Source organism: Pedobacter jeongneungensis (assembly GCF_039538295.1).
Classification (GTDB): domain Bacteria; phylum Bacteroidota; class Bacteroidia; order Sphingobacteriales; family Sphingobacteriaceae; genus Pedobacter; species Pedobacter jeongneungensis.
Window position 1 is genome coordinate 114,565 of the sequence record NZ_BAABBY010000012.1, and the last position, 25,370, is coordinate 139,934.

At 39.1% G+C, this 25,370-nt stretch carries 29 protein-coding genes; 21 read left to right on the forward strand and 8 right to left on the reverse strand.

Annotation, left to right across the window (positions count from 1 at the left end; genetic code table 11):
- Positions 1–217: 217 nt before the first annotated feature.
- Positions 218–1,771 carry a T9SS response regulator signal transducer PorX gene (gene porX, locus ABD769_RS21145; RefSeq protein WP_344853349.1) on the reverse strand — a complete coding sequence of 518 codons (1,554 nt, stop codon included), beginning with the start codon at positions 1,769–1,771 and terminating at the stop codon, positions 218–220.
- 111 nt (positions 1,772–1,882) lie between these two features.
- Here porX and ABD769_RS21150 point away from each other — a divergent pair, with 111 nt between their 5' ends.
- The 10 genes from ABD769_RS21150 to ABD769_RS21195 all read left to right on the forward strand — a co-directional run bounded on the left by ABD769_RS21150 (position 1,883) and on the right by ABD769_RS21195 (position 10,421).
- On the forward strand, positions 1,883–3,106 hold the full coding sequence (locus tag ABD769_RS21150) for an HD domain-containing protein (RefSeq protein ID WP_344853350.1): 1,224 nt from the start codon (positions 1,883–1,885) through the stop codon (positions 3,104–3,106).
- A gap of 122 nt (positions 3,107–3,228) precedes the next feature.
- Positions 3,229–4,305 (forward strand): UDP-3-O-(3-hydroxymyristoyl)glucosamine N-acyltransferase, encoded by a 1,077-nt coding sequence (gene lpxD, locus ABD769_RS21155; RefSeq protein WP_344853351.1) that lies wholly within the window; start codon positions 3,229–3,231, stop codon positions 4,303–4,305.
- Positions 4,295–5,707, forward strand: a complete 1,413-nt coding sequence (locus ABD769_RS21160; RefSeq protein WP_025141732.1) for a bifunctional UDP-3-O-[3-hydroxymyristoyl] N-acetylglucosamine deacetylase/3-hydroxyacyl-ACP dehydratase — start codon at positions 4,295–4,297, stop codon at positions 5,705–5,707. The genes lpxD and ABD769_RS21160 overlap by 11 nt, the downstream gene beginning before the upstream one ends.
- Positions 5,707–6,492 carry an acyl-ACP--UDP-N-acetylglucosamine O-acyltransferase gene (gene lpxA / locus ABD769_RS21165; protein WP_025141731.1) on the forward strand — a complete coding sequence of 262 codons (786 nt, stop codon included), beginning with the start codon at positions 5,707–5,709 and terminating at the stop codon, positions 6,490–6,492. Before ABD769_RS21160 ends, lpxA begins: the two co-directional genes overlap by 1 nt.
- 41 nt (positions 6,493–6,533) lie before the next feature.
- On the forward strand, positions 6,534–7,016 hold the full coding sequence (locus ABD769_RS21170) for a GNAT family N-acetyltransferase (RefSeq protein WP_344853352.1): 483 nt from the start codon (positions 6,534–6,536) through the stop codon (positions 7,014–7,016).
- Positions 7,017–7,022: 6 nt separating this feature from the next.
- Positions 7,023–7,637 carry an ABC transporter ATP-binding protein gene (locus tag ABD769_RS21175; protein ID WP_344853353.1) on the forward strand — a complete coding sequence of 205 codons (615 nt, stop codon included), beginning with the start codon at positions 7,023–7,025 and terminating at the stop codon, positions 7,635–7,637.
- A 521-nt stretch (positions 7,638–8,158) separates the two neighbouring features.
- Positions 8,159–8,719 (forward strand): elongation factor P, encoded by a 561-nt coding sequence (gene efp / locus ABD769_RS21180; protein WP_344853354.1) that lies wholly within the window; start codon positions 8,159–8,161, stop codon positions 8,717–8,719.
- A 132-nt stretch (positions 8,720–8,851) separates the two neighbouring features.
- A complete protein-coding gene (gene efp, locus ABD769_RS21185) occupies positions 8,852–9,412 on the forward strand; it encodes an elongation factor P (RefSeq protein WP_344853355.1) in 561 nt (186 codons plus the stop codon).
- Positions 9,413–9,691: 279 nt separating this feature from the next.
- Positions 9,692–10,252 carry a 5-formyltetrahydrofolate cyclo-ligase gene (locus tag ABD769_RS21190; RefSeq protein WP_344853356.1) on the forward strand — a complete coding sequence of 187 codons (561 nt, stop codon included), beginning with the start codon at positions 9,692–9,694 and terminating at the stop codon, positions 10,250–10,252.
- Positions 10,253–10,262: 10 nt separating this feature from the next.
- Complete coding sequence (locus ABD769_RS21195; protein WP_157255332.1) at positions 10,263–10,421, forward strand: hypothetical protein; 159 nt, start codon at positions 10,263–10,265, stop codon at positions 10,419–10,421.
- Between the two features lie 256 nt (positions 10,422–10,677).
- Here the strand turns inward: ABD769_RS21195 and ABD769_RS21200 are convergent, their stop codons facing one another.
- From ABD769_RS21200 to ABD769_RS21210, 3 genes are all read right to left on the reverse strand, one after another.
- Positions 10,678–11,655 (reverse strand): formimidoylglutamase, encoded by a 978-nt coding sequence (locus tag ABD769_RS21200; protein ID WP_344853357.1) that lies wholly within the window; start codon positions 11,653–11,655, stop codon positions 10,678–10,680.
- Complete coding sequence (hutI, locus tag ABD769_RS21205) at positions 11,648–12,886, reverse strand: imidazolonepropionase (protein ID WP_344853358.1); 1,239 nt, start codon at positions 12,884–12,886, stop codon at positions 11,648–11,650. The genes ABD769_RS21200 and hutI overlap by 8 nt, the downstream gene beginning before the upstream one ends.
- A 95-nt stretch (positions 12,887–12,981) precedes the next feature.
- On the reverse strand, positions 12,982–13,749 hold the full coding sequence (locus ABD769_RS21210; protein ID WP_344853359.1) for an exodeoxyribonuclease III: 768 nt from the start codon (positions 13,747–13,749) through the stop codon (positions 12,982–12,984).
- Positions 13,750–13,919: 170 nt separating this feature from the next.
- Between ABD769_RS21210 and ABD769_RS21215 the strand changes: the two genes are divergently transcribed.
- Both ABD769_RS21215 and ABD769_RS21220 read left to right on the forward strand, forming a co-directional pair.
- Positions 13,920–14,150, forward strand: a complete 231-nt coding sequence (locus ABD769_RS21215; RefSeq protein WP_344853360.1) for a hypothetical protein — start codon at positions 13,920–13,922, stop codon at positions 14,148–14,150.
- Entirely contained in the window at positions 14,141–14,431 is a 291-nt protein-coding gene (locus ABD769_RS21220; protein ID WP_344853361.1) for a type II toxin-antitoxin system RelE/ParE family toxin, read from the forward strand. The genes ABD769_RS21215 and ABD769_RS21220 overlap by 10 nt, the downstream gene beginning before the upstream one ends.
- Here ABD769_RS21220 and ABD769_RS21225 read toward each other — a convergent pair.
- A complete protein-coding gene (locus ABD769_RS21225; RefSeq protein WP_344853363.1) occupies positions 14,424–15,146 on the reverse strand; it encodes a peptidylprolyl isomerase in 723 nt (240 codons plus the stop codon). The genes ABD769_RS21220 and ABD769_RS21225 overlap by 8 nt on opposite strands.
- 34 nt (positions 15,147–15,180) lie before the next feature.
- Between ABD769_RS21225 and ABD769_RS21230 the strand changes: the two genes are divergently transcribed.
- The 8 genes from ABD769_RS21230 (at position 15,181) to ABD769_RS21265 (ending at position 20,823) form a co-directional block, all read left to right on the forward strand.
- Positions 15,181–15,642 carry an HYC_CC_PP family protein gene (locus tag ABD769_RS21230; RefSeq protein ID WP_344853364.1) on the forward strand — a complete coding sequence of 154 codons (462 nt, stop codon included), beginning with the start codon at positions 15,181–15,183 and terminating at the stop codon, positions 15,640–15,642.
- Between the two features lie 85 nt (positions 15,643–15,727).
- Complete coding sequence (locus tag ABD769_RS21235; protein ID WP_344853365.1) at positions 15,728–16,264, forward strand: heavy-metal-associated domain-containing protein; 537 nt, start codon at positions 15,728–15,730, stop codon at positions 16,262–16,264.
- Between the two features lies 1 nt (position 16,265).
- A complete protein-coding gene (locus tag ABD769_RS21240) occupies positions 16,266–17,078 on the forward strand; it encodes a hypothetical protein (RefSeq protein ID WP_344853366.1) in 813 nt (270 codons plus the stop codon).
- An 11-nt stretch (positions 17,079–17,089) separates the two neighbouring features.
- Positions 17,090–17,593 (forward strand): DUF3347 domain-containing protein, encoded by a 504-nt coding sequence (locus ABD769_RS21245; RefSeq protein WP_344853367.1) that lies wholly within the window; start codon positions 17,090–17,092, stop codon positions 17,591–17,593.
- Positions 17,593–18,153, forward strand: coding sequence for a helix-turn-helix domain-containing protein (locus tag ABD769_RS21250; RefSeq protein WP_344853368.1), 561 nt, complete (start codon positions 17,593–17,595; stop codon positions 18,151–18,153). The genes ABD769_RS21245 and ABD769_RS21250 overlap by 1 nt, the downstream gene beginning before the upstream one ends.
- A gap of 189 nt (positions 18,154–18,342) precedes the next feature.
- Positions 18,343–18,915 (forward strand): YceI family protein, encoded by a 573-nt coding sequence (locus ABD769_RS21255; RefSeq protein ID WP_344853369.1) that lies wholly within the window; start codon positions 18,343–18,345, stop codon positions 18,913–18,915.
- A gap of 124 nt (positions 18,916–19,039) precedes the next feature.
- Entirely contained in the window at positions 19,040–19,864 is an 825-nt protein-coding gene (ygiD, locus tag ABD769_RS21260; RefSeq protein WP_344853370.1) for a 4,5-DOPA-extradiol-dioxygenase, read from the forward strand.
- A 239-nt stretch (positions 19,865–20,103) separates the two neighbouring features.
- Complete coding sequence (locus ABD769_RS21265; RefSeq protein ID WP_344853371.1) at positions 20,104–20,823, forward strand: heavy-metal-associated domain-containing protein; 720 nt, start codon at positions 20,104–20,106, stop codon at positions 20,821–20,823.
- Between the two features lie 109 nt (positions 20,824–20,932).
- Here the strand turns inward: ABD769_RS21265 and ABD769_RS21270 are convergent, their stop codons facing one another.
- The 3 genes from ABD769_RS21270 to ABD769_RS21280 all read right to left on the reverse strand — a co-directional run bounded on the left by ABD769_RS21270 (position 20,933) and on the right by ABD769_RS21280 (position 23,454).
- The gene (locus ABD769_RS21270; protein ID WP_344853372.1) at positions 20,933–21,409 is read right to left on the reverse strand and encodes a DUF6265 family protein; all 477 of its coding nucleotides are present in this window, start codon (positions 21,407–21,409) and stop codon (positions 20,933–20,935) included.
- Positions 21,406–21,930 carry a YfiT family bacillithiol transferase gene (locus tag ABD769_RS21275; RefSeq protein ID WP_344853373.1) on the reverse strand — a complete coding sequence of 175 codons (525 nt, stop codon included), beginning with the start codon at positions 21,928–21,930 and terminating at the stop codon, positions 21,406–21,408. The genes ABD769_RS21270 and ABD769_RS21275 overlap by 4 nt, the downstream gene beginning before the upstream one ends.
- 126 nt (positions 21,931–22,056) lie before the next feature.
- Positions 22,057–23,454 (reverse strand): aldehyde dehydrogenase family protein, encoded by a 1,398-nt coding sequence (locus tag ABD769_RS21280; protein WP_344853374.1) that lies wholly within the window; start codon positions 23,452–23,454, stop codon positions 22,057–22,059.
- A gap of 131 nt (positions 23,455–23,585) precedes the next feature.
- On the opposite strand from ABD769_RS21280, the gene ABD769_RS21285 reads away from it, so the two are divergent.
- Positions 23,586–24,764, forward strand: a complete 1,179-nt coding sequence (locus ABD769_RS21285; RefSeq protein WP_344853375.1) for a hypothetical protein — start codon at positions 23,586–23,588, stop codon at positions 24,762–24,764.
- Positions 24,765–25,370: the final 606 nt, after the last annotated feature.

Consider the following 25,370-nt stretch of genomic DNA (forward strand, 5'->3'; position numbering starts at 1 on the left):
TGACAAAATATAGGGGTAATTCTATTGTAATAGTTGTTGTAAAGGTAAAAGTAACACATAATTGCATTGCTTTTGCCTAATATACATCGTCATTTATCGACTGCGTACTATCCGTCCTCTCGACTGGAACGCAGTGGAACGGAGAGATCTACCTCGAGATAGATTTCTCGACTGCGCTGCTCTCCGCTCGAAATGACGAGATCATGAGCGGAGTAAACTACCTCGGAGAGTAAGTCACCACCGGAATAATCATTTCTTCTAACGAAATCCCGCCATGCTGAAAGGTTTCGTTGTAATAGTTTACAAACTGGTTGTAGTTGTTCGGATAAACAAAATAGCTATCCTCCCTTGCAAAAATATAACTGCTGCTGATGTTAATCTTCGGCAACAAGGCATCGTGTGGATTTTTGATTAAAAACACCTCTTTCGCATTAAAATTAAGATTTCTGCCCTGTTTGTAACGTAAATTGGTATTAGTACTTCTATCGCCGATTACTTTAACCGGTTTTTTAACACGAATGGTTCCATGATCTGTAGTAATGATCACTTTAACCTGCTTTTGAGAGATTTTTTTCAGTAAATCCCAAAGCGGCGAGTGCTCAAACCACGATAAAGTTAACGAGCGGTAAGCTGCATCATCGTTTGCCAGCTCTCTGATCATTTGCATATCGGTACGGGCATGGCTCAGCATATCAACAAAGTTGAAAACAATGGCGTTAAAATCGTTCTGCAACAGGTTATTGGTCTGATCTACCAGGTCTTTCCCCTGCTCAAAAGTTAAAATTTTATTGTAGCTGAATTTACAATCTTTTCTTAAGCTCCGTTTAATGTTATCGGCCAGAAACGCTTCTTCATGCATGTTTTTTCCACCTTCATCATCATCATTCTGCCAAAGCTGAGGAAAGCGTTTTTCCATGTCCAAAGGCATCATGCCCGAGAAAATTGAATTACGGGCATATTGCGTAGCCGTAGGCAAAATACTGGTGTACATATCTTCTTCATCAATCCTGAAATATTCAGAAATTAACGGATTGATGATTTTCCACTGATCGTAACGTAAATTATCAATCAGGATAAAAAATACAGGGGTGGTATCGTTAATATGCGGAAAAGCCTTTTTCTTCAACAATTCATTCGAAAGCAAAGGTGCCTTATCCTTATTCTTAATCCAGTCGAGGTAATTTTCTTCAATAAATTTGGTAAACTGGGTATTGGCTTCCTGTTTCTGCATGGTTAAAATTTCATGCATCTGCGGATCATCTAATTTTTCTAATTCCAGTTCCCAGAAAACGATTTTTTTGTACACATCAACCCACTCTTCGTAATTGAGCCTGTCGCCTAAAGTCATGCCCAAACGGCGGAAATCCTGTTGATAAGCCATTGATGTTTTTTCGCTCACCAAACGTTTATTATCAATCAGCTTTTTTATGGTAAGCAAAACCTGTTTAGGGTTTACCGGTTTGATCAAATAGTCGTCAATTTTACTACCAATCGCATCTTCCATTAAATTTTCTTCCTCGCTTTTGGTAATCAAAACCACCGGCACATCAGGATTTAAATTTTTAATGGCCGAAAGTGTTTCGATACCACTCATCCCCGGCATATTTTCATCTAAAAAAACCAGGTCGAAATGGTCTTTTCCAAATGCTTCCAAAGCGTCGTTTCCATTGGTAAATGTGGTTACATTATAACCTTTATCATTCAACAATAATATATGTGGTTTCAACAGGTCGATTTCGTCATCGGCCCATAATATCTTAGTTTCTTGCATGTTTTTGTAAAAATAGGTATGTATTGCCCTTAAATTTTGGCAGGTAAATCAAACTGTGAATAAAAATAGCAATTTTTGTACCGTATCTATCTATTTAACTATTTTTAACGATTGAACAAGAAGAAAATAATAAATGATCCGGTTTACGGTTTCATCAGTATTCCATCAGAATTGGTTTATGATGTAATTTCGCATCCCTATTTCCAGCGTTTGCGTTACATTAAACAACTGGGGATGACGCATTTGGTATATCCTGGCGCTTTACACACCCGTTTTCACCATGCATTGGGTGCCATGCATTTAATGAGTCTGGCGATTAATCTATTAAAAAGCAAAGGACATGTCATCACCGAGGGTGAAGAAGAAGCCGCCATTTTGGCCATTTTACTGCACGATATCGGCCACGGGCCTTTTTCGCATGCTTTAGAACATTCGTTGGTTACCGGAATCAGGCATGAAGATATTTCGGCAAAGCTGATGAACGACCTGAATGTTCATTTCGAAGGAAAATTGAGTCACGCCATTGAGGTTTTTAACGGCACTTACCATAAAAAATTTCTTCATCAGCTGATTTCAGGTCAGCTGGATTTAGATAGAATGGACTACCTCAACCGCGACAGTTTTTTTACAGGTGTTAGTGAAGGCGTGATCAGTTTCGACAGGATTATCAAAATGTTTAATATACACGATGATGACCTGGTGATTGAAGAAAAAGGCATTTATTCGATTGAGAAATTTTTAATTGCCAGAAGGCTGATGTACTGGCAGGTGTACCTGCATAAAACGGTAATATCGGGCGAAATGATCCTCGTAAAATTATTGGAACGGGCTAAAGAACTATCGGTTGCAGGAACAGATTTATTTGCTTCGCCTTCGTTAAACCACTTCTTAAAAAACGACATCAGCGAAGCCAACTTCTTTGCCCGGCACGAAAACCTGGAGCATTTTACCAATCTGGATGATCAGGATATTTATGCAGCAGTGAAGGTTTGGGTTAAACATCCAGATAAAATTTTGTCTACACTGTGTAAAATGCTTACTTCAAGGAATCTTTACAAAGTAGAAATGGGCAATGAAAAAGCAAGTGATGACCGGGTAAGCTTTCTACAGGATGCAGCTGTTAATTTACTGGAGATTAAACCCGAAGAAGCGAGGTATTTTGTTTTTACCGATTCGATCCAGAACCGGGCCTATAACGCGGGTGTTGGAAATATCAAGATTCTGATGAAAAATAACGATATTGTAGATATTGCAAAGGCATCAGATTTATCCAATCTCGAGTCGCTGCAGAAAACTGTAGAAAAATATATCCTCTGTTACCCCAGGGGCATTTAAGCTTATTTAACAAAATATTTAACTTTTACTGCCGTTTTAAGTCTTATTATTGTGTAAAATATACACCACTTAACCCTAGCAGGTTTTTTTGTTCATATCAATTTAACATATACCTTTGTACGATGCAATTTACTGCCACGCAGATAAGTCAGTTTTTGAACGGTTCCATTGATGGCAACCCAGATGTAGCCGTTACCGAACTTTCTAAAATAGAAGACGGGAAAGAGGGCTCTTTGTCCTTTCTTTCTAATCCTAAGTACGAAAACTTTTTGTATTCTACTCAGGCGTCAGTTGTTATCGTATCAAAAAATTTCGCGCCTACACAACCTTATACCAGCACTTTAATCCGTGTAGAAAATCCATATAGCGCCTTTACCATTTTACTGGATAAATATAACGAAGCCGTAAATGCACAGGCAGCGCAATCGGGCATCGATAAGCAGGCTTTTGTACACCCAACAGCTAAAATTGGTAAAAATGTATTTATAGATGCCTTTGCTTACGTTGCCGAAAATGTAGAAATTGGTGACGGATGTAAAATAAATGCGCAAACTTTTATTGGCGCAAACTCTAAAATTGGCGAAAACAGCACTTTTTTCCCAGGTGTAAAAATCTATCACAATTCAGTAATTGGCAAAAGGGTAACCATCCACTCCAACACCGTTATTGGCAGCGATGGATTTGGTTTTGCCCCTCAAAAAGACGGTACTTACAATAAAATCCCGCAGATTGGAAACGTCATTATTGAAGATGATGTAGAAATTGGTGCAAATACCACGGTTGATCGTGCTACGATGGGATCGACAATTGTGAAAAAAGGAGCCAAAATAGATAACCTGATCCAGATTGCCCACAATGTGGAAATTGGCGAAAACACCGTTTTAGCCGCACAATCTGGCATATCGGGCAGTACAAAAGTTGGCGCTAACAGCGTTGTTGGCGGCCAGGTGGGTATTGCAGGTCACTTAACTTTGGCCAAAGGCACACAGATTGGTGCACAGGCCGGTATCAACTTTAACATTACAGAAGAAAATAAACAATGGCACGGAAGCCCGGCGCAGCCACTGCGTAACTGGATGCGTGCCTCCGTAATTTTCAAACATCTCCCGGATGTAGAGAAAAGAATAAACGCGCTCGAAGAGGAATTGAAAAGGCTTACAGCTGAACTGGAAAAGAATACAATAAACAATGAACGTTAGACAAAAAACGATTAAACAGGAAATATCAGCATCTGGTGTAGGTTTGCACACCGGCGCTAATGTGACTTTAACATTTTGCCCAGCCCCCGAAAATCATGGCTTTAAATTTCAGCGCATCGATTTAGACGGGCATCCGATTATCGAAGCCGATGCAGATAACGTAACTGATACTTCACGCGGAACAACCCTTACTCAAAACGGCGCCAGCGTAAGCACCGTAGAGCACGTAATGGCTTCATTAGTGGGCATGGACCTCGATAACGTGCTAATCAAATTAGACGGACCTGAAACCCCGATTATGGACGGTAGTTCTATCCAGTTTGTTGATTTGCTGGAAGAAGTAGGCACGGTTGAACAAAATGCCGATCGCGAATACTTTACCATTCCCCATAACATTACCTATACCGAAGAAGACAGAAAAGTAGAAATTGTGGCCATGCCGTTAGACGATTATCGTTTTACTTGTATGATTGATTATAATTCTCCTGTTTTGGGCAGTCAGCATGCTGGTATTAATACCATTGCAGAATTTAAAAAAGAAATTGCTTCCTGCCGAACCTTCTGTTTCTTACACGAATTAGAATACCAGTTATCGCACAATTTAATTAAAGGCGGCGATTTAAATAACGCCATTGTAATTGTAGATAAAGAAGTTACCAAAGATGAATTGAGCCATCTGGCCAAATTATTTAACCGCAAGGATATTGATGTTGCCCCACAGGGAATTTTGAACAACATGGAATTGCGTTACCAAAACGAACCCGCCCGCCATAAACTTCTGGATATGATTGGCGATTTAGCTTTGGTTGGTATGCACTTAAAAGGCCACATTATGGCCGCCCGCCCGGGCCACGCGGCAAACGTTGCTTTTGCAAAAAAGATTAAAGCAGCCATTAAAAAAGAGAAAAACAAAAAAATACAGAAGGTGTACGATCCAAGTGCAAAACCATTGTATGATGTGGTTCAGATTATGGATATTTTGCCTCACCGTCAGCCATTTTTATTTGTAGATAAAATATTAGAACTTTCTAAAAACCATGTGGTAGGCGTTAAAAACGTAACCATGAACGAAGAGTTTTTTAAAGGGCACTTTCCGGGCGCACCGGTTTTTCCAGGCGTAATCCAGATTGAGGCCATGGCACAGGTTGGTGGTATTTTAGTTCTAAGCACCGTTCCTGATCCGAGGAATTACTTAACGTATTTCTTAAAAATAGATAACGTACGATTTAGGGCACAGGTTTTACCTGGCGACACCATCGTTTTCCGCTGCGATTTACTCGAACCGATCAGAAGAGGCATTGCCCAGATGAAAGGTGTAGGTATGGTTGGCGAAAAAATCGTTGTCGAGGCTGAAATGATGGCCCAAATTTCAAAAATTAAACAAGCAGAACCCGCCCAATAATGATACAACCTTTAGCATATATACACCCTCAGGCAAAAATTGCCGAAAATGTGGTAATCGAACCCTTTGTAGTGATACATAAAGACGTTGTAATTGGCGAGGGCACGTGGATCGGATCGAACGTTACCATTATGGATGGTGCACGTATCGGTAAAAACTGCCGCATTTTTCCTGGCGCCGTTATTTCCGGCGAGCCTCAGGATTTAAAATTTGCCGGCGAAATCACTACTGCAGAAATTGGCGATAATACCACCATCCGCGAGTGTGTAACCATTAACCGTGGTACTAAAGATAAATGGAAAACCACCATAGGAAGTAATTGCCTTATCCAGGCTTATTCGCACATTGCGCACGATTGCGAGGTTGGCAATAACTGTATTTTCTCTAACAGCACTACTTTAGCTGGCCACATTACCATTGGTAACAATGTAGTACTGGCTGGTTTAGTTGCGATACATCAGTTTGTTAAGGTAGGCTCGTATGCTTTTGTAACCGGTGGTTCATTGGTGCGTAAAGATGTGCCTCCTTATGTTAAAGCAGCCCGCGAGCCACTTTCTTACGCCGGAATCAACTCTGTTGGTTTGCGCAGAAGAGGTTTTACCAACGAGCAGATAGACGAAATACAGGAAATTTACCGCGTACTTTTTGTAAAACACAATAACGTAACCAAAGCTTTAGACATGATCGAAGCCGAATTTAAACCAACGGAAATCCGTGATGAAATTGTTGATTTTATCCGAAATTCTAACCGTGGGGTTATGAAGGGTTTTGGCATGGGCAGTTAAGCAGAAAGCTTAAAGACCAAAGCTAAAATTTTGATTTTTCAATGAGTGATTTAACGCTAATCAGAACTGATTCAGACAATGCCGGTTTTAGACAACTGGTTGCTTTGCTGGATCAGGATTTGGCTGTTAGAGATGGCGACGATCATGCTTTTTATGCTCAGTTTAACAAGGTTGATGCCATTAAAGAAGTGATTGTTGCCTGCCATAATGATGTACCCGTTGGTTGTGGCGCCATAAAACCTTTCTCTGCAACTGAGGCTGAAGTAAAAAGGATGTTTGTGCATCCCGGTTACCGGAAACAGGGAATTGCAGCAAAAATTGTAATCGAACTGGAAAAATGGGCAGCTGAACTGGGCTTTACTGCAACTGTGTTAGAAACCGGCAAAAAACAACCTGAAGCCATTGCGCTCTACCAGAAAATAGGATACTGCATTACGCCAAATTATGGCCAATATATCGGAGTTGATAACAGTGTTTGGATGATTAAACTTTTTAACGCTGACCACCAAACGCCAAACGCTTAGACCAAAATGAATATCTCTTTACAAAATATTGGCAGAAGGTTTAATAAGGAATGGATTTTCAGGCACCTGAGCACCGAATTTACATCGGGTAACAGTTATGCCATACTAGGGCCGAATGGTTCGGGTAAATCGACTTTGCTAAGTGTTTTAAACGGCAGCCTATCTCCTTCTGAAGGGAAAATTACATTTGCGGATACAGCAGAAATCCCTGTCGAAAATATTTACCGGTACATTAGTCTTGCTGCTCCTTACCTCGAACTGGTTGAAACCTTTACGCTAAAAGAGATCATTGATTTTCATTTTAAGTTTAAAAATTTTGCGCCTGGCCTCGATGCTAAAAAGCTGATCGGCGTATTGGGTTTAGAAAAAGCTGCAAATAAAGAAATTAAGTACTTCTCATCAGGCATGAAGCAAAGAACCAAACTAGCTTTGGCCTGTTGCACCGATACACCAATTTTATTTTTAGATGAACCGACCAGCAATTTAGACGTTCAGGGAATAAACTGGTACCGCGAACTGATTGAAAATTATGGAAAAGACCGTTTAACAATAATTGGCTCTAACCAGATCCAGGAATATGATTTCTGTACCACACAGCTGCAAATATCAGATTACAAGTAGTTTACTGCTCCTGAAACCCATCTTCATAACGTCTGTTTTGTCATACATTTGTACTAAAAATAAATTTTTAAAAAAATATTTTGCAATTAAGAAATAGTTTGTACCTTTGCACCACCAAAAAGAGATACAATTATTTAATTTATCTCTAAAGGAAACGTTAATATTTTCCGCAATGCGGAATCAAAAATATAGCCGTAAAAAGCGAAGAGTTTTTCATAGTTTAGTTTGAGGTTTAGGTTGATTATGCCTTTGGAGTGGTTCCCAAAGGCATTTCTTTTATACGGAGGTTTTTTGTTGTGTAAGTGGCATTTATTGATGTACAAGCCCCTCGTTTCTAAACCCGATTGCACGAAAATACTTTTTGGTGCAGCCTTTTCTATAAACTTACAGTTGCAATTGCAAAAAGATTGAAGGGAAAGCGAGACTGCGCTACCCGATTAATGCTGGTTTTGCTTTTCAAATCAATATGCATTTTTTAACTTTGATTTTTAATCATCAACAAAACAACATTTCATTTTAAAATGGCAAAAGCATCAGAAATATGGACCGGAAGTGTTCTTCGTATTAACGGAGAGTTGGTATCAGTTGAAGAATACATCCACCGCACCCCAGGAAATTTAAGAGCCTTTTACCAGGCCCGTATGCGCAATATAAAAACAGGTAAGATTGTGGAATATCGTTTCCGCCCGGATGAAGAAGTTACCTTTGCCCGCGTAGAAACCAATGACTATCAATACCTTTATGAGGATGGCGATTATTTAGTGGTAATGGATAATGAGACTTTTGAGCAGCACAATATCCCTAAATTCCTTTTTGGAGATTCGATCAGGTTTTTAAAAGAGAGCATGACCTTAACGGTTGCCTTTGAAAGTGAAGAGCCGATTATTGCACGCCTGCCAAACAGTGTTGAGCTTATTGTAACCTATTCTGAACCTGCGGTTAAAGGCGATACGGCAACAAGTGCGCTTAAGCAGGCAACTGTAGAAACAGGAGCTGAAATCAGGGTTCCTTTATTTGTTAATGAAGGTGATAAAATTAAAATTGATACGCGTACCGGTGAGTATATGGAGAGGATAAGATAAACCTGGTTAATGGTTTAAATTTTCTTAAGCACTAAGCCTTATGCCTTAAACCTTTATAGGTTTTTATTAAAATAATTTTACCTTTGCCGTCACGAAAAACTAAAATAAACCCCCAATTTGGGATAACACAATATGGCAAAAGCATCAGAAATTAAAACAGGCAACATCCTTCGTATTAATAACGAACTGGTTACTGTTGACGAATGGAATCACCGTACGCCAGGAAAAGGTGGCGCATTTTATACAGGTAAATTCCGTAACATTAAATCGGGCAGAATTGTTGAGGCACGTATGAATACCGACGAGGCTGTAGAAATTTGCCGTGTTGAAACCAACGATTACCAATACCTGTACGAAGAAGGTGATTATTTAATCGTGATGGATAACAATACTTACGAGCAATTTAATGTTGACAAAGCTTTATTTGGTTCGGCAATAAAATTTTTAAAAGAAGGCATGAACATCATTGTTTCGATGGAGAGTGAAGAAGCAATTATGGCACAGTTACCAAACTTTGCAGAATTCGAAATTACGTATTCGGAGCCGGCTGTTAAAGGTGATACTTCTACCAATGCATTAAAAGCAGCAACATTAGAAAACGGTGTTGAGGTTAAGGTACCGATGTTTGTAAACCAGGGCGATAAAATTAAAATTGATACCCGTACCGGCGATTACGTGGAGCGTGTAAAATAATTTAAATTCAATATTCTGAAGCCTCTGAAATTAATTTTTCAGAGGTTTTTTTGTTAGGTTTGCGATGCTGAACCGCTGTTATTAAACCTGATAAAGCGAAAAGCCCGCAGCGAGGCACGAGTGAGGACTTGAAGCGATAGCAGGACTGCAGGCCGCCATCAACACATTACCGCACATTTTCAAAAACAGACCGGACTCTTCTTTTCTTTCTTCGCTACACGATATAAACCTCACAGGTTTTTGAAACCTGCGGGGTTTGAAAAATATTATATTTGTTTTATGCTAAAAGCCGAAATCAGAAAACAAGCGTTAAAAGACAGGTTGCTACTAAACGACTCATTGTATCATGCGTTAAACGAATCGCTTTTAAAACAATTTAAAACACTCAATTTTAGCCAGATTAAAAACATTCATATCTTTTTACCCATTACCGAAAAAAAAGAGCCGAATACTTTTTTATTGATCGAATGGCTGAGTAAAACCCATCCCGAAATTAAAATTATTGTGCCAAAAGCCGATTTCGAAACGGCTTTGATGACCCACCATGAATATCTGGGCAAAGATGACCTTAAAAAAAACCTTTACAACATTCTGGAACCACAAAAAGGAAGCCTCCATGAAGGTGAAATAAACATGGTAATTATACCGCTTTTGGCCTTTGATAAACATGGCTACCGCGTAGGTTATGGCAAAGGTTTTTATGATCGTTTTCTACAGGATATAAATGCTCAGAAAATAGGCTTATCTTTGTACCCTGCTATCGAAAAAATAGATGATGTGAATGAACACGACATCAAATTAGATTTTTGCATAACACCAACAGAAATTATAAAACTTTAAGCTTACCGGAATGCCACAGGAAATCGTTATTAAAACAGAAAAACAATACGAAGACAACATGATTGCGGTATTCGAATTACAGGAAAAAGAAGAATTAACCGCCGAAGACCTTAAACAGATCGAATTGATGTTAAAGGCTGGTGAAAAATATGAAGCGGAGCACCTGTAAGGGTTCATTAGTTCAGTGACCATTGATTGGTTTAGGCGCGCTTCATAAAAATGCTCTTATCCTATCTAATGGCAGATTAAACAAAAGCGTTATCATCCCGATATCCCATTTCGTCATCTCGACTGTAGCGTAGCGAAACGGAGAGATCTATCTCAAGACAGATTTAGCTTCGCTGAGCACTTACGTGGTTCCCGGCAACGTTACCGATGTTAAATCGGTACAAGTTTCACTCCGCCCGAAATGACGGCACGGGAGGCTAAACCTTAGCAGCATGCGCTTTCATAAAATCACTCACCAAATAAGCAATCAATTTAGACGTGAGCTTACTCACCCTTCCATCAAGCATTCTTGTGGCACCTTCGCAAAGGTGTAAATAAGAAAATTTATTAGCGCTGGTTAAAATCAGTTTTCTGACATCGTTAACCGTAAATCCCGATGGTGTTTCGGCACTCGAAAGCACATTTTGGATACAATCTAAGTCGATCTCTAAACCAGCAGCTTTCCCTAATTCATCAAAAAAGCCGCCGGCATCGTCACCCATTAAAATATCATCGAAAAATATAGCATTTAGCCTGGCATTGTTTTCAACCTGGCTTAAAATCGCTTCATTATTGTAATTCTGATGCAGGCCATACATAAAATAATGATTAAGATAATTTTCTGTAAGTGCATAAGAAAACCCATTTCCGCTATGTCTTCCTTCCAGCTCTCTTAAATCGGCATGCGCATCAACGTTTAATACATCAATTGGAATTTTATACGCCAGCGAAGTCCCCTTAATGATGCCATAAGCATTGTTATGCCCACCGCCAATTACCACCGGGATTTTGCCTGCAGAAGCAATTTTTTCGATGACCGGATAAACCAGTTCGTCAATTTCTGCTACTTTATTCCTTAAACCTTTAATAGAAGAATCTTCAGGTTCGTTGATTTCGAAATGGCCTAAAACCAAAATTTCTGCACCATTTAAAAAGCGGTTACTTTGGATATTGAGAAAAGCAGCCAAAGCAGGTTTCCATGCCGAAGCGGCGCCAGCAATACCGGCGTTTGCACGCACACCAATATCTTCCGGAATGCCCAACAATACAAATTTTGAGTGGTTCGCTTTTAATCCTTCAATTGATATTGCCTCATACTGGTATGTTTTAACCCTTTCGCCAAGTTTAATTTCGCCATCACGATGGATAATCAAATGGTTAATGTCGCTCTGCGAATATATTTTAAGGTTATCCATGATAAATTTCACCGTTTAAAATCACCGTATCAACCTGGTTTTCACCAAAACTGTACGGCAAATAGGCAATTGAAGGCATCGGTTTGGTAATAAACAAATTTGCTTTTTTACCAATTGTAATGCTTCCATAATCTTTACTTATTTCCATTGCCGCTGCGCCATTTAAAGTGGCAGCATTAATGGCCTGCTCCGGAAACATCTTCATTTTGATACAACCGAGCGAAACCACAAAATTCATATTCCCTGAAGGTGTTGATCCCGGATTATAATCGGTAGCCAAAGCTACAGGCAAATCTGCTTTAATAAAGCTTTTGGCATCTGCAAATGGAATACCCAGGTAAAACGAACAGGAAGGCAATAACGTTACAATGGTATCAGCATTTCTTAAGGTATTGATGGTTTCTTCGTTACTTTCTTCCAAATGATCAACCGAAATGGCCTTGTTTTTTACGGCAACTTCGATAGCACCTGAAACGGAAAGCTGATTGGCATGTATTTTTGGTTTCAAGCCATATTTTGCTCCGGCTTTGAGTATCTGATCCGTTTCTTCGACGGAGAAAAATCCTTTTTCGCAGAAAACATCAATATAATCGGCCAGGTTTTCTTTGGCAATTAGCGGCAACATTTCATTAATAATCAAGTTAATGTAACCCTGGTGATCATTTTTAAATTCGGCAGGGAAAGCATGAGCAGCCAGAAAAGTTGCCTTTATGGGTATCGGAAAGTGATCTTTTAACCTGCGGATGACCCGGAGCATTTTGATTTCACTTTCAGTAGTTAATCCGTACCCGCTTTTAATTTCAACCGCTGCTGTTCCCTGAAAAATCATCTGTTTTAACCTCACCGCAGCACTTTCAAACAATTCATCCTCTGATGCATTTTGGAGTTTACCCGCCGAGTTTAAAATTCCGCCACCTGCCGCAGCAATTTCCTCGTAGGTTTTGCCCTGTATCTTCATGGCAAATTCTTCTTCACGGGAAGCCGCAAAAACAATATGGGTATGGCTATCGCACCAGGAAGGAAAAACGTAGCGGCCATCCGCATTGTAAGAGGGAAGATGTGCAATAGAAGATGGAAAACTATTCATTTTTCCAAAATCTTTAATCAGGCCATTTTCCAGCAAAAGCCAGGCATTTACGAGAACAGGCAATTTACCTAATTCACAGCCACGGAGCACTAATTTATCTTTAGGATGGAGGCCAACAAGCCCTTTTATATTTATGATTAGCATTTATGGGATGGTTAATTGTTCAAACCGTATAAATTGATTAATTGAGTATTGCGGACAGTTAACCAGTTTAAACAATTAACCGATTAATCCAAAACCTAATCTATTTCCAATAGAACCGGACAATGATCAGAATGTATGGCATCGGGTAAAATCCTTACATTTTTAAGGCGGCTTTCCATTGGTCTTGTAGCCAGGTGGTAATCGATACGCCAGCCAAGGTTTTTCCCCCTCGATCCTGCACGGTAACTCCACCAGGTATAGTGATGAGGATCTTTATTAAAATGCCGGAAAGTATCGATAAAACCATTATCCAGAAATAACTGCATCCACTCCCGTTCTTCGGGTAAAAATCCTGACGAATTCGCATTCGATTTTGGGTTGTGGATGTCAATAGCGGTATGGCAGATGTTATAGTCGCCACTTACAATTAAGTTGGGAAACTCTTTTCGCAGTTCGCCGATATACACATCAAAAAAACGCATAAATTCATACTTTTTAACCTGCCTTTCATCTCCGCTTGAGCCAGATGGCATATAAAGGCTCATCAAAGAAAAATCGTCGAAATCCGCCCTTAAAATCCTTCCTTCTTTATCGATCCACTCTTCGCCGCAGCCAAATTCTACGTGATTGGGTTTAATTTTTGATAAAATGGCTACGCCGCTATATCCTTTTTTCTCTGCCGGGAACCAGTAATGGTGATAGCCCAACTGCTCAATCAGCGCAATAATTTCCGATATTTGTGAAGGCATGGCTTTTACTTCCTGCAAACAGACCATATCAGCATTTGTAGCCTGAAGCCAGCCAAAAAAGTTTTTGGTACTTGCCGCCCGGATTCCGTTTACATTATAGGAGATGATTTTCATCAGTTAAATATATTTATCAATGGCGATGAAGCGATCATGATTTTTATGCCCGCTCAGCAGGTAAATCATAATGGTTTCATTCAGTAAATTTCAATTGTTGTGGGCGGTAAATTTAGAAATTAATTGAATAAATGCTTAGTAATTGAGAATTGCTTTCGTTAAATTTGTTTATGAGCATAGAAGAATTAAAAATAGAAATCGCAAAAAAGGTTTTCGAAACAGATGATGAAAATCTTTTATCAGAGCTGGACATGCTTTTAAACTACAATGAAAAGGTTGTGTTGGACGAATTGCCTAAACATGTTCAGGAGGGAATTAAAAGAGGGTTACAACAAGCTAAAGAGGGAAAACTAATCCCATATGACGAAGTAAAAAAAAGGCTTTCTGAAAAATGGCACTAACCGTTTCTTTTTCTGAAGAAGCATACGAAACACTACTTGGCATTGGGATTTTTATAGAAGAAACCTGGGGTTACGATTATGCTAAAAGTTTTATAGAAAGTGTTTATAAAAAAATTGATCTCATTGTCTTCTTGCCCTTTATCTACGAGCCTATCTCATTAAATAGCCAAGTAAGAAAAGGCGTAATCTCAAAACATACTTCTTTTTATTATCAAGTTTATCAAGAAGAAATTAGAATTCTGTTCTTCTTTGATAACAGACAAGATCCTTTAATTACATAACTATTTTATCTTTCAAAGATCCCTGTAACAACTGTTTCTCCAACTTTTTCGCTTCTCTCCTCTTCAAAACCGTAATCTCCATTTTTGCATCCTGTTTTGGACGGTTGTTTTTATCGGTTTCGATTACTGCAATCTTATCTACCAGATCCAGGCCAGCTACAATTTCGCCATAAACGGTATAATTACGGTCTAAGTGCGGGGTGCCTCCAATTGTTTTATATACCTCACGCTGCCATTCAGGAATTTTAAATTTCAGGCGTTTTTCTTCCACATTATTTAACTGCTGATCAGTAAAAACCTTTCCCTGAACCAGGTAAAACTGGCTTCCGCTTGATGCTTTTGCCGGATTAATGTCATCACCTTCCCTTGCTGCTGCCAAAACCCCTTTTTTATGGAACAAGCTATCATTAAATTCAGCAGGAATCGTATATTTTGGTCCGCCGTTGCCTAACAACGAATCTGGTTTGGCATTCCTCGAATCCGGATCGCCCCCCTGGATCATAAAATCTTTAATCACCCGATGAAATAAAAGATCATTGTAATACCCTTTTTTAACCAGTTTCAAAAAGTTATCGCGGTGCAATGGCGTTTGATTGTACAATTTAACAATGCACTCGCCATATGCTGTTTTAATACGGACATATTGATTTTTAGGTTTCCCAGCGAAAGCGGAAAGCACTGAAAAAGCGCAAAGGAACAATAATATTTTCTTCATTTAGCCGGTGTTTGAGGCTAAAATAAACTAAAAAATGAAATTCAGTAAATATTTCCGCGCATTATTCGATAATTTTTGCTTTACCTTTGTGTTAATGAAGTTAAAACAAAAAATAGCACTTTCTTTGGCTGTATTTTATGCAGTTAGTGTTATGGGGTTGGCTTTAAGCCTCCATTTTTGTGGGGGTAAACTAGAAAATGTTAAGCTCTTTAGCAACGAACTTTCCTGCAAATTCTGTAAGGAGATTCCTGCTGAGAAGAAAGATGATGGTTGCTGCAAAAACACACAGGTAACAGTTAAGGTTAAAGACAGTCACCAGGTGGAGGCACAGGTACAAATGCCTAAATTGTTTTCTATCCAACTTTTCCTGCATCCTCCGGTTTTAGAATTTCTGACCAACATCACTCCGAAGTTTTTTAGTAAAATCTCAAACAAAGCACCACCATTATCCTCGCGGGTTGCTTTGCATGTTTTCAATTGCATTTTCAGGAATTAGGATTAAACATCAGCTCGTAATGCACATTTCTTGTATTTGGACGGGCTCAATGTGACATTATCTTAAATTCTAATTCAAAAAAATCATGAAAACAATAAAAATTTTCAGCATCATTATGCTATTCTTTGCCGTTAACGCTTCGGCACAACAAATATCTACAGCCGATTTACAGGTAACCGGTTTAACTTGTTCCATGTGTTCAAACGCCACACAAAAATCTTTAGAAACCCTGGGCTTTATCAGTAACGTTAAACCAGATTTAAATAAAAACATCTTTGTTTTAACCTTTAAAAAAGACGCGAATGTTAATCTTGATCTGGTTCGTAAAAAAGTTCAGGATGCAGGTTTTTCTGTTGGCAGCTTAACTGCAAACTTCAATTTTAACGATGTTAAAGTAGACGACAAAGGTCAGGCAGTTGTTAATGGCAATGTGTACCGTTTTGTAAATGTAAAAGATAAAACGCTTAGTGGCACAATAAAGGCGAGTGTGGTTGATAAAGATTTTATTTCCGGTTCAGCATTTAAAAAACAAGCCTCAACTGCTAAGTCTGACGCTTATGCAAGTGGCACCGGCGTAGTAAATGGCAAAAAAACGCGCATTTATCACTTGGTTCTTTCTTAGGATGAGGCGGATATTCATACTGGCGCTGATGCTTATCGGTGCTTATAAAAGTGTTTCTGCACAAGAATTATATGTGTTTACAGAGCCTGCGAGCAATATGCCGAAAAAATCGATCGGCGTAAGGATTACCAACGAAGGCATGTTTAACTATCCGGGTTATGTAAGCCGCACTATTCCGGAGGTGATGATCGGGTTCAGCAAAAACCTGATGATGCATACCCAGGCTTTTCTTTCTGACATGGACGGTAAATATCGTTTAGAAGGTGGGAGTTTATATGCAAAATACCGGTTTTTATCGTTGGATGAAGCACACAGCCATTTCAGGGCATCGGCTTTTGGAAGGATTAGTACCAGCAGACGGCCAACTTATACGCGCGACATTAACCTTGAAGGCGACAATAGCGGCGTGCAGGGCGGATTGATTTTTACACAACTGCTGCATAAACTGGCGCTATCATCAACCTTAGGTTTTGCCCACGCTTTCGAAAACAGCGACAGACAAATCGCAGGGATGCCTCAACCAAAAAATATGCTGTCCTACAGCTTATCATCGGGTTATCTGGTTTTACCTGTCGTTTATAAGGATTACAAACAGCCCAACTTTAATGTCTATTTAGAGTTACTGGGCAAAACCGATCCGGGCAGCGGTCAATCCTATCTGGATATAGCCCCAGCCCTACAGATGGTTTTAAATAGTGCAACCCGAATCGATTTTGGCTATCGTTTTCAGGCAACCGGAAATATGGATAACCGGTACACCAAAAACATGTATTTGCTCAGGGCAGAATTTAATTTTTTTAACGTTTTAAAATAGAATATAATCACATGAAAAAAATATTAGGATTAGTTGCCATCATCACAATCGCAACAACAGCATTCACTTACGCACAAAGCAAAACAGATGCCGCCTTAAATCAGGTATTAACAGCCTATTACGATGTAAAAAATGCCCTCGCAACCGACAAAAAAGACCTGGCGATAGAAAAAGTAAAAGTTTTATCGGCAAAGGTAAATGCAGTTAACCATAAAGATTTACCAGCAGATCAGCATAAAATATTTATGGAACAAGCTGCAGTTATCAAAAATAAATCGGCACAACTTGCGGGCTCGAACGACATTAAAACACAAAGAAAAGCTTTTGAAGGGATTTCTTATGCGATGATTAAAACGCTGAAGGGTTTAAAATTTAACAGCCAAACCGTTTATGTTCAGCATTGCCCCATGGCGAAAGCGAGCTGGTTAAATGAAAAAGAAAACATCGAAAATCCATATTATGGAAGTATGATGTTCGATTGTGGTGATGTTTCCGAAACGATAAAACCGAACTAATGAAGCTGCATATCAAAAACATGGTATGCAACCGTTGTAAAATGGTGGTTAAGGCTGAGCTCGAAAAGCTTGGCTTTAAACCGCTATTGGTTGAGCTTGGCGAAGTTACTTTGGCTAAAAATATCACTCCCGAAGATAAAATCAGAATCTCATTTGGCCTTAACCATTTCGGATTCGAACTATTGGAAGATAAGAAAACCCAGATAGCCGAGCAGGTTAAAACGGCTATTGTTAATTTAGTACATTATACCAGGGAACCCTTAAAAATCAATCTTTCTGCCTACCTCAGTGATCAGTTGAAACAGGAATACGCCGGTTTAAGCGGTATTTTTTCGGAGGTGGAAAATCAAACGATTGAGAAATATTTCATTGCCCAAAAAATAGAAAAAGCAAAAGAAATGCTTACCTACGGCGAACTTACCCTGAGCGAAATTGCTTATCAGCTCAACTACAGCAGTGTGGCACACTTATCGGCACAGTTTAAAAAAGTAACTGGTATTACGCCTTCGGCTTATAAAGCAGGTTCTGCAGACAGCAGGAAAACACTGGATGAGGTATGAGGAGGATGGGCTAAAATTTATGGTCAATGGTTAGATAGATCATGGTTGATAGCCAATGGGCCCATCGTCTATGGACCATGAACCCAAAAACCATTAATCGATTAACCCCCTCTGTCCAATTTCTTACCATAAGTCAAGACTGATCAACTGGTAATCAGCTAATTTTGTACCTAAATAAAATCACCAGGTATGAAAAAATTATTCTTATTTCTGATCGCTGCCTCAATCAGTGTAGCATCATTTGCACAAACAAGCTGGAAAATAGATCCAATGCACTCGTTTGTTAACTTTTCAGTTAAACACATGGGCATTTCTTTTGTTGATGGTTCATTTAAAAAATTCGACGGAACGGTTACGGCTTCTAAACCAGATTTAACCGATGCTAAAATTAGCTTTACGGTTGATGTAAACAGCATTACTACAGGTGTTGAGATGAGGGATGGCCATTTAAAAACAGACGATTTCTTTAATGCAGAGAAGTTCCCTACGATGAAATTTGAAGGCACATCTTTCAAAAAACTAAGTGGCAATAACTATGAATTGAATGGTAAACTGACCATCCGCGATGTAACCAAAGATGTAAAGTTTGCTGTGGTTTATGGTGGTACCGCTAAAGATCAGCAAGGCAATACCAAAGCCGGTTTTGGCGCTACTACGACCATTAACCGTTTAGATTATAATATTAAATATGATCCAACAGGTGCTGGTGTTGCAAAAGATGTTGCCATTAAATTGAACCTGGAGTTTGTTCAGGCGAAATAATTGATGAAGATCGTTATTAATCAATTTTGATGATCTAATAAACTTTTTAATTAAATCTGTCACATTGAGCTTGTCGAAATGCATATAGGTGCTTCGACAGGCTCAGCATGACAAAAACGATACCATGTCCACATTATCTCAATTCAGAAACTTTACTCAGCGTTTGCCGCAAACGGATTTAATGCCAACGCTTTTTATTGGACATGGCTCTCCAATGAATGGTATCGAAAATAACGAGTTTAGTCAGAGCTGGATTGATTTAGCCAAACATATACCTGTTCCAAAAGCCGTTTTAGTGGTATCAGCACATTGGTACACCCATGGCACTTTTGTTACCGCGATGGATTTCCCGACTACCATCCACGATTTTGGTGGGTTTCCGCAGGCACTTTTCGATGTGCAATACCCTGCTCCCGGCGATCCGAATTTGGCTGCAGAAATTCCCGGATTAATTCACGCTACACCAGTGGGCTTAGACCACGACTGGGGCCTGGACCATGGCACCTGGACAGTGGTAAGGCACATGTATCCTAATGCAGATATTCCGGTATTGCAATTGAGTATCGATTACACTAAATCTCCTGAACAGCATTACGAAATTGCCAAAGAAATTTATGCGCTCCGCAAAAAAGGCGTATTGGTTATCGGGAGCGGAAACATGGTACACAACCTCCGCATGTTAAGCTGGGAGATGATTAACGGTGGTGGTTACGATTGGGCAAATGAGATGAACGATAAGTTTAAAAACTTAATTGCCAACGGAGATCATCAGCCTTTAATTAACTACCGTAACCTTGGTACCGATGCGATGCTGGCCATCCCTACGCCAGAGCATTATTTGCCGCTTATTTACACCCTCGGATTGAAAAACGATAAGGAAGAGATTGCGTTTTTTAATGACAAAGCCGTTGGCGGTTCGTTAACAATGACGTCTGTTTTGGTAGGATAAGGGGTTTAGGGTTTATCAAAACCGCGTCATCTCGACCGTAACACAGTGGAGCGGAGAGATCTAACTCTAGATAGATTTAGCTTCGCTGAGCACCTTCGTGGTTCTCGACTGCATTACACTCCGCTCGAAATGACGGCATCTGGTGGAATCACAGAAACTAAAATTCTATAAAACATTATGATTATTCTGTAACGCTTTTGGCCCCTTAAGTTGGTAAATTTGCTTAAAAGAATTTCATCATGACACATACCTATCAACTCACGGGCATGACCTGTGGCGGTTGCGAAAATAAAGTTAAAAGTAACCTGCTCGTTTTACCAGATGTAACCTCGGTTGAGGTTTCGAAAGATACCAATTCTGCTACCATTAGCATGGATAAACATATTGGATTAGATACCCTTCAGCAAGCTTTGGGTGGCGCCGACAGCAAATATCAGATTTCAGCTGCGCATCATAGTGAAGCGCTGGAAGAAGCAAAATCATGGGCAGAAACCTATAAACCCATCTTATTGATCTTCGGATATGTTACCGCAATATCTTTAGTGGTTTCATGGCAAAATGACGCCATTAATTTTATGGTGTTTATGCGCATATTTATGGCAGGTTTTTTCCTCACCTTTTCTTTCTTTAAAATGCTCAACTTAAAAGCTTTTGCCGAAAGTTATGCCATGTACGATATTGTAGCCAAAAAATTCAGTGCGTGGGGTTTTATTTACGCTTTTATAGAATTGGGACTTGGTTTGTCATTTGCCTTAAACCTCTCTCCTGTTGTTGTAAACTGGGTTACCCTCATCGTAATGACAGTAAGTATCCTTGGCGTTTTGGAAAGTGTTTTAAACAAAAAGAAAATTCAGTGTGCCTGTTTAGGTGCTGTTTTTAATCTACCCATGAGCACCGTAACCATTGTTGAAGATGCGATTATGATTGCTATGAGCGCGGCGATGTTGGTTTTGATGTAGGTTAGATCCTCTCTTTTAACATGATCGTCACCCTGAATTTATCTCAGGGTCTTTCATGCTAGAAAGATGCTGACCCCCGATGTAAAATCGGAACAGCATGACGAATCGTTTACTGCCGCTTATACCTAAACTCAGATTTTCGGCTTTTGCCATTTAGCTTACCATCAATCCAGGCGAGCATTTCTGTTTTACCCAGGTTTTGATAAACTATTCTCTGCGGAAAATCGTGATCCTTATTTTCGAAAATATAAATCTGGTTCTTTGTGGAGATAAGTTTAAAACAAACCTCTTTACCCTCATTCTGATTGGCGACAGTTGAGCAATAGAAAATATCTTTTCCTATTGTTCTGATCTGCAAAGTTTCGGTGAGTACACTATCACCTTTTGCATTAATACGATAGCTTTTGCCTTTTAATATTTTATCAGCGCTTTTACTCCATTGCTCTACATTTTTACCTTTAGGCGTTTGCATTTCCCATGAACCCAAAACAAATGAAAAGACTTCTGATGAATTTTTTTGGGCTTTAACATCGCTAAAAAAGCCAACCATGAATAAGATCATGGAAAATGAATAGATTCTCTTCATTTTGCAACAGTATTGGTAATGTGCGCCAAATGATGTTTTCCATGCCAGGCGTACATGCCCAGCATATTGGCTAAAGTGAGCTCCTTATTATGTGCCGGATGGATATATTTTCTCTGGTAGTCTTCTACTTGCAATGTTTTTAAAAAAGCAACCCAGCGCTGATGCAACCCGGTTAATAAATCAATAGAGAAATTGATGTCACCATTTTTAGCTTCTTCAGTTTCAGCCCAGCGTTCCTCATAATACGGTCTGATTACCGGAATATCCTCTGTTATGGCCTGCTTAAAACGGATATAGGCATTGATGTGGCTATCGGGAATATGGTGAACAACCTGCCTTAATGTCCAGCCTTCGGGGCGATAGGTCTGGTTTAATTCTTCATCCGTTAAATTTTCGGTAGCCTCTTTAAGCTGGCCGGGTAGTGCTTCAATTTCAGAAATCCAGGTATCAATCTGTTGCTGATCGAAAATATCAGGCATTGAAAACTGTCCGATCGGGTATTTTAACTGCTCTATATCCATGAAACCAAAATAAGATTTTTAAGGAGAATTATCTGTTTCTAAAAACTAATAAATAGTTGAAAGGCTGGAAAGTTGAAATCTAACCTTCAACCATGATAACATTCCAACATTAAAACAACCTCCCAATTACATCAGCTTCTTCAGCCATTTCAACAGACCCATTTTTTTGCCATAAGGAGGATAAATCATGCTGGTCATCCCCAATTTTGATTGAAAAACAACCGCTCTTTCGTGCGAAAAGGTTTTGAAGCCAAAAACCCCGTGACAACTTCCCATCCCGCTACTGTTTACACCGCCGAAAGGCAAATTAGGGTTACTGATATGAACCAGTACATCGTTTACACAAGTTCCACCGGTACTGGTTTCGTTAATAATTTTATGCTGATTCTGCTTGCTACCTGAAAAGATATAAAGCGCCAGTGGTTTACTTTTACTATTCACCAAATCAATAGCCTCCTGCACATTTTTAAAAGTAATTACAGGTAAAACAGGTCCAAATATTTCTTCCTGCATGATGTCGCTACTTTCATTTACAGAAGTTAAAAGCGCAGGCAACAGGGTCAGATTTTGCTCATCTTTTTCACCACCAAAAGCCAATACCGCTCCATCAGCAACAGCATCGTTCATTAATTTAATTAAACGTTTAAACTGTTTTTCACTGATGATTTTAGCATAATCCTTTTGATTAATTTCAGCCCCTTCGAAAAACATTTTCTGAACTGCAGTTCTATAATCTCCAACAAAATCATTTAGCTTACTTTCTTCGATCAAGACATAATCAGGGGCAATACAGGTTTGGCCGGCATTAACCAATTTACCCCAGGCAATTTTTTCGGCAGCTTTTTTAATATCGCAGGTTTCATCTACAATCACTGGCGATTTCCCCCCAAGTTCCAAGGTTACTGAGGTCAGGTTTTTCGCCGCAGCTTCCATTACCACTTTGCCTATGGCGGTGCTTCCTGTAAAAAAAATGTGATCAAACGGGAGTTTTAAGAGTTCGGTAGAAACACCAGCATCGCCTTCAAAACAGGCGATTTCTTTTGGATCAAAAGTGGTTGTAATCATTTTATTAATTACACCCGCTGTTGCTTCGCTTAATTCGGACGGTTTAAGGATGACGCAATTCCCTGCCGCAATTGCAGAAACCAATGGGCTCATCATCAATTGCAAAGGGTAATTCCATGGAGCAATAATCAGGCAAACACCTTTAGGTTCGTAATAAATTTTATTACTTGCAAAAAGATTACTCATGGTTCTGCCGGCAGATTCAGGCTTCATCCAGCTCCTCAGTTTTTTGATGGCAAAATCTATTTCTGCATAGGTAAAATACAGTTCGGTTACGGCACTTTCGAAACGGTTTTTGCGTAAATCTTTTTCAAGGGCTGCAAATATTTCTTCTTCAGCCTTTTCCAAAGCTTGTTTAAGTAATTTTAACTTTATCACACGGGTTTTAGCATCCGTTTTACGTAAATCGAATTTATGTTTTTGCTGTAAATCGAAAACCGGTTTTATCTGTTCTTCCATAATTATCTGACACTAATCTCTTTTACTCTAATCGATCTTGCCTGTTAATGCATTAAATTTAGTTAAAATGCTGCCGTTTCATTAAAAATTCATTCATTTAAAGCATATTGCAGCAAATTTTAATAATAAAGATGAAAAGGTTGTTTTTTGTTTTCGCATTCATAATTCCTCTGGTTATCCATGCCCAAACCATAAAAACAGATGTACTGGTTATTGGCAATGACGATGCCGCTTATGCTGCGTCTTTTCAGTCCTTTAAATCGGGTGTAAAAACCATCCTGCTTACCCAAAAAGAACAATTGGATTTAAATAAAATAGCCCCGACCAACAAGGCTTTTTATCAGAACTTTTTAAAGCGCGAAACCGAAAATGCGAAAAGCTTAGAAACCCCAAAGCCTAAGCCCGATAAGAAAAACCGGCCAAAAGTAATGGTGACAGATAGCACACTACTTTTAAACGTGATCAATAACACACCCTACGCCGAAATTAAACGATCTGGCAGTGGCTGGGAAGTAAAACTCACAAAAGATAAAAGTATTAAAGCAAGGATTCTTTTGCTGGCCGATAATCCTGAAAAATTGATTGCCGCATTAAAAATCACAACTTTAAATCCGGCGAAACCAAGCCCGTTAAATTATAACGAAAATACCTACCGAACCACTGTAGCAAGTATTGCTTCAACAGGTGCTAATTTTTTATCATTATATAACCTGTTGATTCCCAATCAGGAAAATCTCTTATATATTCCTGCCGAACAATCCGAATTTGGGTCGGCAGCGGGAGCCACTGCAGCCTATGGTGCATTTTATGATATTAAAACCAGTTTATCAAATTTAAAAGGAATTCAGGGCGAATTGTTAGCATATAAGCATGCATTAATGCCATTTGAAGATATAAAACCCACCGATTCGAATTGGCTGGCCATCCAAAAAGTAGGCATTACCGGAATTATCAAAGCAGAACTCAAACAGGGTAAAGCTTATTTCAAACCTGAAAAAGAAGTAACTTATAACGAAATTAAAGAACCGGTTAAAGAATATTATTTCAAAGCTCAAATCTGGTTCGATGATCATCAGAATATCCCAATTAATTTAGAAAATACCATTTCTATGGTGTGTTATGTGGGCAATAAATCAGTTGATGCTACAAAAGATGCATTGCAGAAAAACTGGAATAAAAATTACAGGTTCAGCTCCAGGTATGACCTTAAAAAAGTGTTAACCAGACGCGAATTTGCCACCATCATTAACGAATTCCTCGAACCTTTTGATAAAGTTAACGTAGATAAAACCGGGAGGGTTATCCGTTAGTTTTTGCCACAGATTTGCACAGATAAACACAGATTTTAACCTTAATGCAAAGGATTATCTGTGTTCATCCTTGTTATCTGTGGTTAATTGGTAAGACAGAAGTAGATAAAACCGGAAGGATGATCCGCTAGTTTTTTACCACAGATTTGCACAGATAAACACAGATTTAAGCATAATTGCAAAAAATAATCTGTGTTCATCCTTTTATCTGTGGTTAATTCAGAAGGCGGAAGTAGATAAAACCGGAAGGATGATCCGCTAGTTTTTTTGCCACAGATTCGCAGAGATAAACACAGATTTTAACCTTAATGCAAAGGATTATCTGTGTTCATCCTTTTTATCTGTGGTTAATTCAGAAGGCAGAAATAAATAAAACCGGAAGGATGATCCGCTAGTTTTTTGCCACAGATTCGCAGAGATAAACACAAATTTTAACCTTAAGGCAAAGGATTATCTGTGTTCATCCTTTTTATCTGTGGTTAATTCAGAAGGCAGAAATAAATAAAACCAGGAGGGTGATCCTTTAGTTTTTGCCACAGATTTGCACAGATAAACACAGATTAAGCATAATTGCAAAAAATAATCTGTGTTCATCCTTTTATCTGT